Origin of the sequence: Thiomicrorhabdus sp. ZW0627, assembly GCF_029767005.1 — a bacterium.
Taxonomy (GTDB): domain Bacteria; phylum Pseudomonadota; class Gammaproteobacteria; order Thiomicrospirales; family Thiomicrospiraceae; genus Thiomicrorhabdus.
The window spans coordinates 172,906-185,583 of the sequence record NZ_JARUQR010000004.1; the positions used below are offsets into that span (position 1 = coordinate 172,906).

At 48.0% G+C, this 12,678-nt stretch carries 14 protein-coding genes; 4 read left to right on the forward strand and 10 right to left on the reverse strand.

The window, feature by feature from the left end:
• The first annotated feature begins 14 nt into the window (after nt 1-14).
• Nucleotides 15-854: a shikimate dehydrogenase gene (aroE, locus tag QCB45_RS09495; RefSeq protein WP_279420733.1), complete on the forward strand. Its 840-nt coding sequence runs from the start codon at nt 15-17 to the stop codon at nt 852-854.
• A gap of 70 nt (nt 855-924) precedes the next feature.
• Here the strand turns inward: aroE and QCB45_RS09500 are convergent, their stop codons facing one another.
• Nucleotides 925-1,473: a gamma carbonic anhydrase family protein gene (locus QCB45_RS09500; RefSeq protein ID WP_279420734.1), complete on the reverse strand. Its 549-nt coding sequence runs from the start codon at nt 1,471-1,473 to the stop codon at nt 925-927.
• A 181-nt stretch (nt 1,474-1,654) separates the two neighbouring features.
• Here QCB45_RS09500 and QCB45_RS09505 point away from each other — a divergent pair, with 181 nt between their 5' ends.
• Nucleotides 1,655-1,981 carry a PilZ domain-containing protein gene (locus QCB45_RS09505; RefSeq protein ID WP_279420735.1) on the forward strand — a complete coding sequence of 109 codons (327 nt, stop codon included), beginning with the start codon at nt 1,655-1,657 and terminating at the stop codon, nt 1,979-1,981.
• Between the two features lie 137 nt (nt 1,982-2,118).
• On the forward strand, nt 2,119-2,502 hold the full coding sequence (locus QCB45_RS09510) for a PilZ domain-containing protein (RefSeq protein ID WP_279420736.1): 384 nt from the start codon (nt 2,119-2,121) through the stop codon (nt 2,500-2,502).
• A gap of 124 nt (nt 2,503-2,626) precedes the next feature.
• Here QCB45_RS09510 and gorA read toward each other — a convergent pair whose 3' ends face one another.
• The 9 genes from gorA to mnmC form a co-directional block, all read right to left on the reverse strand.
• Nucleotides 2,627-3,982: a glutathione-disulfide reductase gene (gene gorA, locus QCB45_RS09515; protein WP_279420737.1), complete on the reverse strand. Its 1,356-nt coding sequence runs from the start codon at nt 3,980-3,982 to the stop codon at nt 2,627-2,629.
• 132 nt (nt 3,983-4,114) lie between these two features.
• Nucleotides 4,115-4,852, reverse strand: coding sequence for a glutathione peroxidase (locus QCB45_RS09520; protein WP_279420738.1), 738 nt, complete (start codon nt 4,850-4,852; stop codon nt 4,115-4,117).
• A 131-nt stretch (nt 4,853-4,983) separates the two neighbouring features.
• Nucleotides 4,984-5,433: a hypothetical protein gene (locus QCB45_RS09525; RefSeq protein ID WP_279420739.1), complete on the reverse strand. Its 450-nt coding sequence runs from the start codon at nt 5,431-5,433 to the stop codon at nt 4,984-4,986.
• Nucleotides 5,434-5,501: 68 nt separating this feature from the next.
• On the reverse strand, nt 5,502-6,689 hold the full coding sequence (locus QCB45_RS09530; RefSeq protein WP_279420740.1) for an NAD(P)/FAD-dependent oxidoreductase: 1,188 nt from the start codon (nt 6,687-6,689) through the stop codon (nt 5,502-5,504).
• A gap of 57 nt (nt 6,690-6,746) precedes the next feature.
• On the reverse strand, nt 6,747-7,499 hold the full coding sequence (locus QCB45_RS09535; RefSeq protein ID WP_279420741.1) for a competence/damage-inducible protein A: 753 nt from the start codon (nt 7,497-7,499) through the stop codon (nt 6,747-6,749).
• Nucleotides 7,500-7,609: 110 nt separating this feature from the next.
• The gene (locus tag QCB45_RS09540; RefSeq protein ID WP_279420742.1) at nt 7,610-8,197 is read right to left on the reverse strand and encodes a YfaZ family outer membrane protein; all 588 of its coding nucleotides are present in this window, start codon (nt 8,195-8,197) and stop codon (nt 7,610-7,612) included.
• A 4-nt stretch (nt 8,198-8,201) separates the two neighbouring features.
• Nucleotides 8,202-8,435 carry a hypothetical protein gene (locus QCB45_RS09545; protein WP_279420743.1) on the reverse strand — a complete coding sequence of 78 codons (234 nt, stop codon included), beginning with the start codon at nt 8,433-8,435 and terminating at the stop codon, nt 8,202-8,204.
• Nucleotides 8,407-9,435 carry a hypothetical protein gene (locus tag QCB45_RS09550; protein ID WP_279420744.1) on the reverse strand — a complete coding sequence of 343 codons (1,029 nt, stop codon included), beginning with the start codon at nt 9,433-9,435 and terminating at the stop codon, nt 8,407-8,409. The genes QCB45_RS09545 and QCB45_RS09550 overlap by 29 nt, the downstream gene beginning before the upstream one ends.
• A 62-nt stretch (nt 9,436-9,497) precedes the next feature.
• Nucleotides 9,498-11,492 carry a bifunctional tRNA (5-methylaminomethyl-2-thiouridine)(34)-methyltransferase MnmD/FAD-dependent 5-carboxymethylaminomethyl-2-thiouridine(34) oxidoreductase MnmC gene (gene mnmC / locus QCB45_RS09555; RefSeq protein WP_279420745.1) on the reverse strand — a complete coding sequence of 665 codons (1,995 nt, stop codon included), beginning with the start codon at nt 11,490-11,492 and terminating at the stop codon, nt 9,498-9,500.
• A 286-nt stretch (nt 11,493-11,778) separates the two neighbouring features.
• On the opposite strand from mnmC, the gene QCB45_RS09560 reads away from it, so the two are divergent.
• Nucleotides 11,779-12,657, forward strand: coding sequence for a sulfurtransferase (locus QCB45_RS09560; protein WP_279420746.1), 879 nt, complete (start codon nt 11,779-11,781; stop codon nt 12,655-12,657).
• Nucleotides 12,658-12,678: the final 21 nt, after the last annotated feature.

Here is a 12,678-nt window from a genome sequence, read left to right on the forward strand (position 1 = left end):
GATTTGAACATACTATGACGGATGCATACGCCGTAGTCGGATACCCGATTGCCCACTCAAAATCCCCGCTTATTCACCGCCTGTTTGCAGAACAAACGGGTGAAGACATCAGCTATGAGGCTATTTTGGTCGATACCGATGACACTACTTTTGTCTGGGCGATGGCGGATCTCAAGAATCGCGGTTACAAGGGAATCAATATTACCGTACCCTATAAGCTGGACGCTTTTGAGTATGCCGACACGCTTTCCGAGCGGGCGCAGACCGCACACGCGGTCAACACGTTCATCTTCCACGAAGACGGATCAACGACCGGAGACAATACTGACGGCATCGGACTGGTTAACGACATCGAAATCAACGGTCAACGCGCGTTCAAAGGCCAGAAAGTACTGATTCTGGGCGCAGGCGGTGCGGTACAAGGCATTCTACAGCCTCTACTAGAAAAACAGCCGGCCTCAGTGCATATTGCCAACCGCACGGCCAAACGCGCTCAAATACTAGGTGAACGTTTCGATACCGAAATCCCGATCACAGCCAGCGGCTGGGAAGACATCCCTAACGGCCCCTATGACATTATCATCAACGGCACCTCAGCCAGTCTTGAAGGCAAACTCCCGCCAATTTCAAGCGACTTGATTGCTTGTGATTCATTAGTTTACGACATGATGTATGGTCAGGAACCAACCGTGTTCATGCAGTGGGCAAAACAACACCAACCGGACTGCAAAACAATGGATGGTTTAGGTATGCTGGTCGGCCAAGCCGCCGAAGCCTTCTTTTTATGGCGCGGAGTCCGTCCGCAAACGGCGGAAGTCATCGAAACCGTCAGAGAGTTGATGAACAAAGGCTGAAATTTCCACAATAAAAAACCCAACAGGCCTGTTGGGTTTGTTGTGATTGGAATTTGGTGATAATTAAACCTTATTCCTCTTCATCATAAGCATCTTCACTCTGATATTGCTGTTTCAGCTTGACGTAATGCTCGGCGGAATATTTAAAAAACGCCAACTCCTCTTCAGTCAAAGCTCTGGCCTGCTTTACCGGCGAACCAACATAAAGATACCCGCTTTCAAGCACCTTACCGGGCGGCACCAGACTGTTCGCGCCAACCAACACATGCTTTTTCACTACGGCATTGTCCAATACCACGGCACCCATACCAATCAGGCACTCGTCCTCAATGATGCAACCGTGCAGGACAGCATTGTGCCCAACCGTCACATCCTTACCGACAATGCATTTCGATCCTTTGGATACGGCACTTTCGTGTGTCGTGTGAACCACACAACCGTCCTGGATATTAGATCGGTCACCAATCACGATATCATTTACGTCGCCACGCAATGTCGCATTGGGCCACACACTCACCTGTTCGCCAAGCGTGCATTTACCGATCACAACAGCAGACTCATCCACCCAGCTCGTGAATCCCATAACCGGCAAGATGCCCTGATAACTTCGAATTGCCATAAACCTGTCCTATCTTTAACCTTTCTATAGAATGTTCGATTATAACGCAGCAGACCCTATTAAAAAAATGGCTATAACTCCACTTTATAGGTCGAAAAAATCATTCATGATAAACCTGCCCCCCGAGCCTTCACCACTCGCTATAATGAAATTCAATACCCATGTTAATCGAGGTAATTTCATGTCTCAGGTTGTCGAAAAACGTTTTGCGAAACGCATCCCCTCCAACCGTCCGGTATTGTTGCTGATCGGCAACCAAAGTATTTATGCCGTGATGACGGACTTTTCCATGCATGGAATCGGTTTACTGTCGGACATTCCTCTAAATGTTCAGGAGCGTATAGAAATTCATTTCGACATTCCGGGGGCAGGTGGATTGAAATCGTTTCAATTCAAGGCTGAAGTCAAACACTGCATACCGCTTCAAGAGAATACCCATATTGGTGTCAAACTTGATTTCCCGACCCAGGCCTATCTTTCTCTTTATGAAAAACTTGCTGCGGCATAATTCAAGGGTTTAAATTAATCAGAACATAATGATATGCCCATATAACGAATAAGTTATATTGCTTATATTATTTAGTAGCATTTCTGCTATAGTGATTTAAACTTTTTTGCAGGAGCCAACCTAATTAAGGTACTGATATGAATTCTGTTTTTAAAGACAAACGAATGGATGAGCGCTACCCCGCACACAAAGCCTCCATCCTAATGCAAGATGATAAACAGATATACACAACCATTATTAACTTCTCAGCCAGCGGAATCGGTTTTCTATGTGCCGTAGAGCTTCAAGCAGGCAACCTGGTTGAGCTAGTATTCGATGTCGACATCGACGACCAAATGATTTCATTCAGACTACCGATTGAGGTTGTCCGCTCCCATCAGGACGAAGACGAACATGTCATAGGCGCCAAACTTCAAAAAGTAACATTTGAATACCGACAGCTGCTCAAAAAACTGGCTGACATGTACACGACATTGGGAACGATCAAATCCCACGACCCAAACTATCCAAGCTCATTTTAGCTTGATTATGTTTCAGCCCAATCCTGAGCGGGCTACAAATGACTAAATAAAAAAGCCCGGATCAAACCGGGCTTTTTTTTGTTTAAAGCAGACCTTCTACAACCCACTTTTTAACGTTTTATTATTAACGCATTGTCACCAACTCTTCCGCACTGGACGGGTGAATCGCAATGGTCGCATCCAAATCAGCCTTAGTTGCCCCCATCTGCACGGCAACGGCAAACCCCTGAAGCATTTCATCCGCACCATCACCAACAATGTGAATGCCGACAACCTTCTCTTCAGGTCCTGCAACAACCAGCTTCAATGCCGTCTTGATCTGATGCTTTGTAAAAGCATAGCGCATCGGCGTGAACTCGGATGTATAGACCTTAATATTGTCATGGCCGTACTGCTTACGGGCATCGTGTTCGGCCAGACCAACCGTACCTACCGGCGGATGCGAGAAGATTACTGTTGGAACCGAACTCAAATCTAACTTCAAATGCGGTTTGTTATTATATAAACGCTCCGCCAAGTAACGTCCTGCGCGAATCGCAACCGGTGTTAACTGTGGTTGCCCGGTCACGTCTCCAATGGCAAAGACATTATCAACCGCCGTACGATGTTCGTCGTCAACGTCAATAAAACCATATCCATTTGCCTGCAAACCGATATTCTCAAGCTTAAGAGGCTCGATCAAAGTTTGCCTACCGACGGCCCAAACCACCTGATCGAACCCAGCAATCTCTTGCCCGTCTGTACTGTATACCGTTATTGTTCCGTCTTCAGCACGCTCTAGTTTTTTCACAGCGAAGTGATATTCTTTTTTACAGCCACTCTCCAACATGGCATCCGTCAGTGTTTCACGGATCATATCGTCAAACCCACGAAGCACAAGATCCTTACGGCTCACTAAAGTCGTCTCGGAACCTAATGCCTGGAAGACGCCTGCCAATTCCACGGCAATGTAACCACTTCCAATCACTGCCACCTTCTTAGGCTGTTCGGTTAGCTGAAAGAAACCGTCCGATGTAATTCCCAAATCGGCATTTTCGGTTTCCTGCGGAATTGAAGGAGTTCCGCCCGGTGCGATCACGATGGTTTCCGCAGTGTACTGTTTTCCATCCACCTCTACGGTGTGGTTATCGACAAAACTTCCCCAGCCTTGCAACACATCCACTCCCTTATCGGACATATAACCGCCATACCAGGTAGTAATATTATTGATGTACTGCTCCCGCTTCTCTACCAGGGCACTCCAATCAAATCCGTTTTGTTCCACGTGAAACCCAAAATCCGGCGCGTCGCGAAGTGCTTCGGCTATATGAGCCCCAAACCACATTACTTTTTTTGGAACACACCCGATATTCACGCATGTACCGCCGAGCTTTTTAGCCTCGACGACCGCACATTTCTTACCGTATTCCGCTGCACGTTCGGCAACCGAAAGTCCGCCGCTTCCTGCTCCGATGGCAATCAAATCATAATCGTACTTCATCATTTTTCCTTTATCTAACGACGCCCCAAACAGAAAAGGGCCTGTACTCAAGGAGCAACCTCCTCAAAGACCCTTTTGCATTTATCTTGTCATCAGTCTAAGCGACCGGTTAACGGTCGCTCTTAAACTTATTTATTTTGACAAAAAGACTTCTAGATCGTCCGAACCACCGATAAGCTCACCTTCTATGAATACTTGAGGTACTGTGCTCGCAGAAGCGACCGCACGCAAAGTTTTCGAGCTCGGGCCATGGTTGGAGATCGTGATCTCTTCATAAGAGATACCTTTCTCATCAAGCAGTTCCTTAGCCTTTTTACAGAAAGGGCAGCCCGGCTTGGTAAAGATGGTCGCAACCTTAGGTGGTTTTGCTTCCGGGTTGATGTAATCCAACATGGTGTCGGCATCGGAAACTTCAAATGGGTCACCTGGAACGTTCGGCTCGATGAACATCTTGTCGATAACACCGTCTTTTACCAGCATCGAATAACGCCATGAGCGCATTCCGAAACCTAGGTCCGTCTTATCGACCAACATTCCCATGCCATCCGAAAACTCACCATTACCATCCGGAATCAAGGTGACGTTCTCGGCTTCCTGATCTTCAGCCCATGCGTTCATAACAAACGTATCGTTAACAGATAGGCAGATGATATCGTCTACACCATTCTGTTTGAACACGCGCGCCAATTCATTGTAGCGTGGTAAATGGCTCGACGAACATGTCGGAGTAAACGCACCAGGAAGTGCAAATACGATTACGGTTTTACCTGCAAACAACTCATCCGTTGTTACATTGACCCACTCATCGTTCTGACGCGTGCGGAATGTAACTGCCGGTACCTTTTGACCTTCTCTATTTTCTAATGCCATTTTGAACACCTCTTCTAATGAATTTAACTCTTTCGTCATACAAGTGACTTGGAGGCTAGTTTATGGGAGACGCTATGATTAGTAAAATTGATTGTTTAAATTCTTTTGATAGCATTTAACTATCAATAAAATCACTGTAAAGTAGAACCCTGCAAAGCCCTCATGAATGGTTCCAGTAGATCTTTTTCCTGAGCGTACTTCATTAATAAGCCCAAGACCGCCTGATCTTCATGCTGGGAGGCGATACGTGCGCACAATTGAAAATCCCGATCGGTGACAGAGCCGCTGAAAGCATCCAGCTCCAACAAGGCGGCCGCCATCCCGACGTTCTGCAACAAGCAGGCTGCCTGCAACGGCTTGACCACCTCGCCTGCCGCATCCGTACCCACTTCCATCTGAGGTGAAACGAAGTGCTCTTGTACCAACACCATTGCCATCCAGTAATTCATTTCCGGCGCTTCCTGGCTTTCAAGTACATTCAGAAAAATTTCTTTAGGGTCAATCTTGTGCTTTTGGATCAAAGTCTGCACTGTTTTCGAGAACGGTTCACGGGTTTTCGGATCTAAATTCAATAAATTCATAAGACAGCCTTTGCTCAATAAAAGTTTCAGGTCATTATAACGCTTTAACCACCGAACATCAGCCCAGCCTAGAGAGACAAACCGCAGGCCACTCCCGATGCCCAGGCCCACTGAAAGTTGTATCCGCCAAGTTGCCCTGTCACATCCAAAACCTCACCGATGAAATACAATCCCGGCTGTTTTTTGGCCTCAAAGGTTTTAGAAGACACTTCGTCGGTGTCGACACCTCCCAAAGTAACTTCCGCCTTATCGTAGCCGGCCGTCGCTTCCGGATAGAGCTGCCAATTGGTTAATTGTTCCGCATAAGACTGCAGACTCTCGTTCGACTGATTGGACAAAACCGATTCCATCGGAAACAGTTCCAGCCACATCTGAGTAAAACGTTTAGGCCAAAACTGGTTCAACCATTTAGGCAAAGACTTGCCGGACCCCTTCAATGCCAGCAGTTCCGCATACACATCCTGCTTCGGCAGCAGATTAATTTCAATTGGTTGACCGGCCTGCCAATAGTTCGAAGCCTGCAAGATACCCGGACCACTTAAACCATTATGGGTAAACAGCATCGCTTCCGAAAACCGCCGGCCGTTTGCAGCCACCTCGACATCCATCGACAGGCCGCTCAAACTTGAAAAACGCTGCTGCCATTTGCCGGAAAACACCAAGGGCACCAGTCCCGGCGCTTGCGGAATCACATTCAAACCGAACTGTTCAGCCAACCGGTAACCAAAACCGCTTGCCTTGAGTTTAGGAAAAGACAAGGCACCGGTTGCCACCACGAGTTTGTTGCAGTGGATGCTTCCATCCTTAATCTGTACCTCATAACCGCCATCAATGCTCGCCACCTTGCTTACGGGCGTATTCAACATGAATTCAACACCTGCCCAATCGCACTCGGTTCGCAAAATTTGAATCAAATCTGAGGCACGATTCAGACAGAACAGCTTACCCAATTCACGCTCTTCATATTCAAGACCGTGACGATCCACTAATTCCACAAATGCGGTTGAAGGATAGCGCGATAACGCCGACTTAACGAAATGAGGATTACGACAGATGTAATTTTCAGGAGAAACATCCAAATTCGTGAAATTGCATTTACCACCCCCGGATATGCGTATTTTCGCGGCCGCTTTAGGGGCATGGTCGATGACCAGCACCCGCTTCCCCTGATAACCGGCTGTCGCCGCACACATCAATCCGGCAGCACCGGCGCCGATAATCAACACATCCACATGGTTTTGGTTACTATTTTGCAAAACTGACCTTATTAAAATTCATACGCAGAGCAAGGTGACGGCTATTGGGACAAGCGGCTAAACCAATTCCCATTCATGGGAACGACGACCAGCCTCTTCAATTAACACCTCAAGCCCCACCTCGGCTTCTTCCGCAACACCTTCGACACCCAATTCAATCGAGCGCCTATCGTTCTCGTCAATCTTGGGCAGACTAAACAACCTCAAATTAGGAAAACGCTCTTCAAACTGTTGCATGAATTCAACCCACTCCGACTCTTGGCCATTCAGAAGACGAATGGCCCTCTCGACGGTCGGTGTACCCACCAACTGATCGTAATGCGTCATTAGAACCCACTCCATCATGGGCTTCGCCATCATGGGAAACCCTGGCATAAAATGGTGATGTTTAATAGAAAATCCGGGAACCCGGTTATAGAAATTCGGAATGATCTCCGCCCCTTGGGGGTATTCAGCCATTCGGATACGTTGAGGGTAAGCCTCCTCCCCGAATTGGGCTTCGATCTCCTTGACCGCTTCCGGATGGGCCGCCAAAGGAAGTTCTAAGGCCTTAGCGGCACATTGGCGAGTACGGTCATCCGGCGTGGCTCCGATGCCGCCAAAACAGAAGACGAGGTCTCCAGAATCGAAACTCTGCTTCAACGTCTCGGTCAATAAGTGAGGCTCGTCTCCGAGAATTCGGACCCAACTCAAAGCCAATCCACGCGGTTTCAGCAACGCATTTGCCTGAGAAAGATGCTTGTCCTGTCGTTTTCCGGACAGAATTTCATCACCGATGATAATCAATCCGATCTTAGGCGTTTGCTGCATTTCAACCTCCCGCTCCGAAGACAAACATTCGTGCTTAGAATCCCTATCTTAAATCGCTAAAGCAATCGAACGCTGGGATTCAGAACCGGAAAGCTTCCGGCTTACCGGCATTAATTCAAGCTAACTTCGACACCGATATGGGCGTTCTTGTCGAATTCGTAATTAGAATCGGCCTTCAAATCACCCACCAAATAGCGGAAACCGACGAAACCAACCACGTTCGGCAAAATATGCAGATCAGCGCGAACGGACATTTCCGTCATCGAATTGGCATCACCTGAAGTAACGATTTCAGGTGCATACAAAGCTTCAACCGAAACCGATGCAGGCGACTGGGTCGGCAACCAATAGCGGCCTACCACCCCTAGCATTAAACCGAAACCATCCAAATTAAAGCTATCCTGAGTGAAGTAAAATCCCTTGCCTTTCAAGCCCAGCTCTAAATTCGGATTACCCGCCATTCCCTTACGTTGTACATCTGCCGATACCGAATACACTCGGTCACCCGGTTCATTGTAGAAATAATGCGCGGCATAACGGCTGGAATCAACCGGTGACTGCGATTGGGTAAAGATACCAAAGTTAGCCGTTTCATCCGAAACCGCCAGATCCAACCCCACGGAATCGGCATGGACAGGTGTTATCAATAAAGTACAAACGGATAACAGAGCGGCTTTGAGAGTGGATTTGGTGCGCATTAATTTATTTTCCTTCTTTTTCATTGATGGACTCGATAACGTCACTGACCTTATCGCCTGTCGATTCAAGGTGCTCTACGGCAACCTGGGCCTTATCAACGCCTTGCTTCGCCAATTCTCGGCTTCCGAACCAGTCAAACATAATGGCGAGAACAATGAAGATGACAACGATAAGGATAAAAGTGATTTTCCCGAACATAGATCCGTCTTTAATCTGATGGCTGATTATCTTTTTCATAAACCGTCTGCAACAAACGGCTCTTCAGCGCTTCGAAAACGCCTTTAGCGAACAATTGTAGCGCATTGTACTGAATCTCAGGCGTCAAAGTTTTACCGACTTCCATATCGGCACTGTAAGTGACGAAAGATTCCTGGTTTTTGTCCTGAAGATCAACTTCCGCAGCCAACCCCAACTGCTTATCTTCGGAATATTCACCCGTGGTTTCAATATTGTACTTTAAAATCAGATCCGGCTGTTTCGCGCTGATCAGCAACCCTTGTTGCTCAAGTGCATCCGCAAACTCCGCTTCGTACACCACCGCTTCCGGAATACTGTCATCCAGCATCAGTAAAAACTCATTGAACAGGATCGTAATCTTACGATCTAAAAGGACTGCCATCGGAGTCTTGTCCGTTTCCAGAGTGATGCCTATTGTCGTTAAATTTGCTGCCAAACGCGCATACTCTTCAATCAGAGGCAGATTCGGCAACAACAACTTAAGCTGCTTAAGACGCGAGTTCTTGTCTCCCATATGGCGCAACTGACTGAGCTTGGCTTCAATTTCCGCCATCCGTAATGCCATCTCCTGGGCCGCGGCCGCTTTCGAAATTCGCCCTTGAAGGAATACTTTTCCTTCCATTTCATTCACGGCCGCCTGCGTCTGTTCGAACGCCACGTCAGGCAACGTCACCTCCGGCAGCTGACTAACAACCTCTTGACGAATTGCCCGCTCTAAAACGGGTTGGCTGCGATCAGGCTCATACGGTCGGATAAAGGCTTTCTTGAAGGCTTCGCGAATCTGTTGTTGCGCCGTCTCCAAAGCCGCTTGTTTATCCGAACCAACATTGACTTCAATGCTTTCATAGAGAAAATTTTCATCCTGCGACGCCTGCACTGACGTTTCGGCGACATCCTCAGCATAAGACGGAGATGTCCACGCCAATCCGGATAAAAACATAGCGGCAGCAGCGGATAACGTCAAAAAAACCGATGAAGAGACACCCTTTGCTCTTTTCATTCTCACAACAATAACCTCAGTCAAAATATGGGTAGTTACTAATCATACCGAGTTCTACTTAATTATTCACTCGTTGTTTTAACATGATAATGGCCGCTACGCCACCGTCGAATCACAAATCTGGCCGGATGACTGGCCTGATACAAAGATAAAGGCTGCACTAATGGCTTACCCTGTAGGTCGGCAACAATACTCTCGGCCGCCAGAAAAACCGACATCAACCCTCTCGGACCATGCCCGTTGGAAACAAACAGGCCTGTCAGATATTTCTGCACAGGATAACGATAAACTGCATGAGTATGAGACTGCGACAAATAAGCCTGTTGTAACCACTGGGGATCCGCAACCGGTCCGATAATTGGCAGATGATCGGGAGTTGTCGGCCGGAAAGCAATCCTTCCGCCGACCTCTTCAGCACCGACATCAAGCCAATCCGGCAATGCTTTGGCGGCTTGTTTGAGATTAGCCTGATGCCCTTCCTGAGAAAGCTCTTCACTCATATCGGGCGCTTCAAAAGTCGCCCCCGTCACCGCCTTGCCCGCCTCACCGGGTGCAGAGTAGCCTTCATGCGTCAAAGCACACTGTAAAGACCAATTCTGCTGATCCGCTTCTAAATGGGTGACCTGGCCTTTAACCGGACGGATAGGCAACCCCAAACGTTCATTCAACCGGCTATTCAACGAACCCGTCGCGACAACCAAACTCTCTCCCCGGTAAACTTTATCTCCCGTCGTGACTTTCCAGCCTCCATCTTCTTGCTGAAAGTCCTCTACCGCCTGTTCATAGCAAACTTCAATATTAGGATGTTGTAAACAACGGCGGACAACGGACGGCGGATTCACCCACCCGCCCTGAGGGAAAAACAATCCCGGTACGGAAACCGGGCCTCCGACCTTTTCCTGCGTCTGGGCCAAAGTCAGTTGTTCGACAAACTCCGAAGGCAACCCCACTCTTTCGAATGCCTCTTCAACCCGTTTCGTGCCGACCTCCGTCACGGCCAATTGTACCAGGCCGGTCAGATCCCCCGTGATCTCGCCATTATGCAACCAAGGCAACAAAGTCCGCAACGTTGCTTCAAAGCCCTGCAAATACCATTGGCTACGCAAGTTCCAGTCCGCCGTCACCAAAGGGTGCACCGCCCCCGCCCAGTTTCCGGAGGCCTGGGTGGCCGGCTGTGCTTGTTCTTCCAAGACCGTCACCTTCCAGCCTGCTTCAGCAAGTTTATAAGCGACACTAGCGCCTGCCAGTCCTGCGCCAACCACAATTGCATGAACCGTCGTCAACGGTTCGGGCCGGCTGAACCAAGGCGCTTTTGAGCTGAATGGCCGTTGCTGGGCCAAACGGCCGAAACACATCTCGCGCTTTTTCCCGAATCCAACGTCTTTATCGACCTCAAATCCCGCTTTCTGCAATCCCCGGCGCACATCGCCCGCGGCCGTAAAAGTCGCAAACGTCGTTTCGGAATGACTGAGCCGAGCCATCTGTTGATAGAGTGATGGCTGCCACATCTTTGGGTTTTTAGCCGGGGTAAACCCGTCCAACAGCCAAGCGTCGACTTTCGATCCTTCGGAAGCATCAAACTCGGGAAGCCCGGCGAGAACATCCCCAAACCATAAGGTCAGACGAATTCGACCATCAAACAGCCAGACATCGTGCCAACCCGGCAAAAGCAACGGATAATTCTCCCTCAATTCTTTCGACCACCCATCCAAAGAAGAATAAGACTGATGGGCACGCTCCAAATCGGCAAAGGATAACGGATATTTTTCAAACGAGATGAAATGCAGCTGGGCATAGTCCGGCGCCGTTTCAAACCACAACTTTGCCACAGACAAAAAATTCAACCCGGAACCGAACCCGGTTTCGGCAATCCGAAACCACCCGTTAGGTTTCAATTCAGAAAAACGCTGCTCTAAAAAATTATGGCGAAGGAACACATACTCAACCTCTTGCAGGCCGTCGTCCGTCGAAAAATAAAAATCGTCAAACTGTTCCGAAAACGGGACATTTTCTTCGGTCCATTCAACTTGGGCTATGCTCAGTTTCGGAGTATGCATTTTAAAAAGGCTTCAGTTTTGTTCTTAGTGTTGGTGTTTAGGGGAAATTATATGGCTTATTGCTCAAAAGTTCGCTAATTCCTTTGCCATCGTCTCAGATCGGGTAAAAATCAGGCAATCCAATTACTCTCCCGGTACAAGCAAATGAATCAAGGCCGAAAGATAACCCGACAAGGCTTGACAAGGCATCGATCAAGGCGCCATTATTGTCGGTATGAATGCAATAAAACTATAAAAAACAAGGTCATTCAATTAGCGATAAAATCTATAAGCTAGAGGGGCGGATATGGCACGACGAAGACTATCTTGGCAAAGACAGGCATGCTTGGCATCATTACTTTTCTGCTTTAGCCTATCCGCTTCCGCCGGGCAACAGCTACGCCTCTCAGTCGAACAACTGCACCAAAAATTAAATTCGACAGGCCTGGTCATTTTGGACAGCCGCTCTCCCGAAGATTATCAGCAAGACCATATCCCTGGCGCCCTGAATTTTCCCGAAGCCTGGAGCTACAACGACAAACAAACCGATGGGCGTATCGTTCAACCAGCCCGCATACAGGCGGTTTTACAATCTCTCGGAATCAATATTGACACCCCCTTGGTGATTTATGATGAAGGAAAAATGGCCAACGCGGCCAGACTGTTCTGGACCTTAGAAGTCTATGGCTTAACCAATATCAAAGTACTGGATCAAGGGTACGACGCCTGGATTAACCAAAACTACCCCGTCAACGCTGATGTACCCAAAACCAAAAAAAGCGACTACATCCCTGCAATCAATCATGATCGACTCGCAACCAAATTAACGACATTAATCGCGACAAAAACCCCGAACCAAGTCATTATCGACGCACGGCCTAGCGATGCCTACAAAGGACTCGTCTCCTCCGCCAAGCGCTTTGGCCATATTCCTTCGGCAATTAACATACCGGCCTCACACAACCTGACACAAAACAATCAGGTCAACAGTCTGAAATCACCAGAGGAATTAAATAAGCTTTACACCACCATTCCTAAAGAAAATAAGATAATTCTTTACTGCGCCATTGGACGAATTTCCGCAACGAATTACCTGGCATTGAGGGAATTGGGGTACAAGGTAGCTAACTACGATGCCTCATGGAAAGAATGGGGCAATGACTTTACACTGCCAATTGAAAAATAATTCAACGACTAAATAAAAGGC

Excerpts from the sequence above, each read along its gene's own strand:
- aroE (WP_279420733.1), top strand. The coding sequence starts at position 15 with ATGACGGATGCATACGCCGTAGTCGGATACCCGATTGCCCACTCAAAA.
- QCB45_RS09500 (WP_279420734.1), bottom strand. The coding sequence starts at position 1,473 with ATGGCAATTCGAAGTTATCAGGGCATCTTGCCGGTTATGGGATTCACG.
- QCB45_RS09505 (WP_279420735.1), top strand. The coding sequence starts at position 1,655 with ATGTCTCAGGTTGTCGAAAAACGTTTTGCGAAACGCATCCCCTCCAAC.
- QCB45_RS09510 (WP_279420736.1), top strand. The coding sequence starts at position 2,119 with ATGAATTCTGTTTTTAAAGACAAACGAATGGATGAGCGCTACCCCGCA.
- gorA (WP_279420737.1), bottom strand. The coding sequence starts at position 3,982 with ATGAAGTACGATTATGATTTGATTGCCATCGGAGCAGGAAGCGGCGGA.
- QCB45_RS09520 (WP_279420738.1), bottom strand. The coding sequence starts at position 4,852 with ATGGCATTAGAAAATAGAGAAGGTCAAAAGGTACCGGCAGTTACATTC.
- QCB45_RS09525 (WP_279420739.1), bottom strand. The coding sequence starts at position 5,433 with ATGAATTTATTGAATTTAGATCCGAAAACCCGTGAACCGTTCTCGAAA.
- QCB45_RS09535 (WP_279420741.1), bottom strand. The coding sequence starts at position 7,499 with ATGCAGCAAACGCCTAAGATCGGATTGATTATCATCGGTGATGAAATT.
- QCB45_RS09540 (WP_279420742.1), bottom strand. The coding sequence starts at position 8,197 with ATGCGCACCAAATCCACTCTCAAAGCCGCTCTGTTATCCGTTTGTACT.
- QCB45_RS09545 (WP_279420743.1), bottom strand. The coding sequence starts at position 8,435 with ATGAAAAAGATAATCAGCCATCAGATTAAAGACGGATCTATGTTCGGG.
- QCB45_RS09550 (WP_279420744.1), bottom strand. The coding sequence starts at position 9,435 with ATGAAAAGAGCAAAGGGTGTCTCTTCATCGGTTTTTTTGACGTTATCC.
- mnmC (WP_279420745.1), bottom strand. The coding sequence starts at position 11,492 with ATGCATACTCCGAAACTGAGCATAGCCCAAGTTGAATGGACCGAAGAA.
- QCB45_RS09560 (WP_279420746.1), top strand. The coding sequence starts at position 11,779 with ATGGCACGACGAAGACTATCTTGGCAAAGACAGGCATGCTTGGCATCA.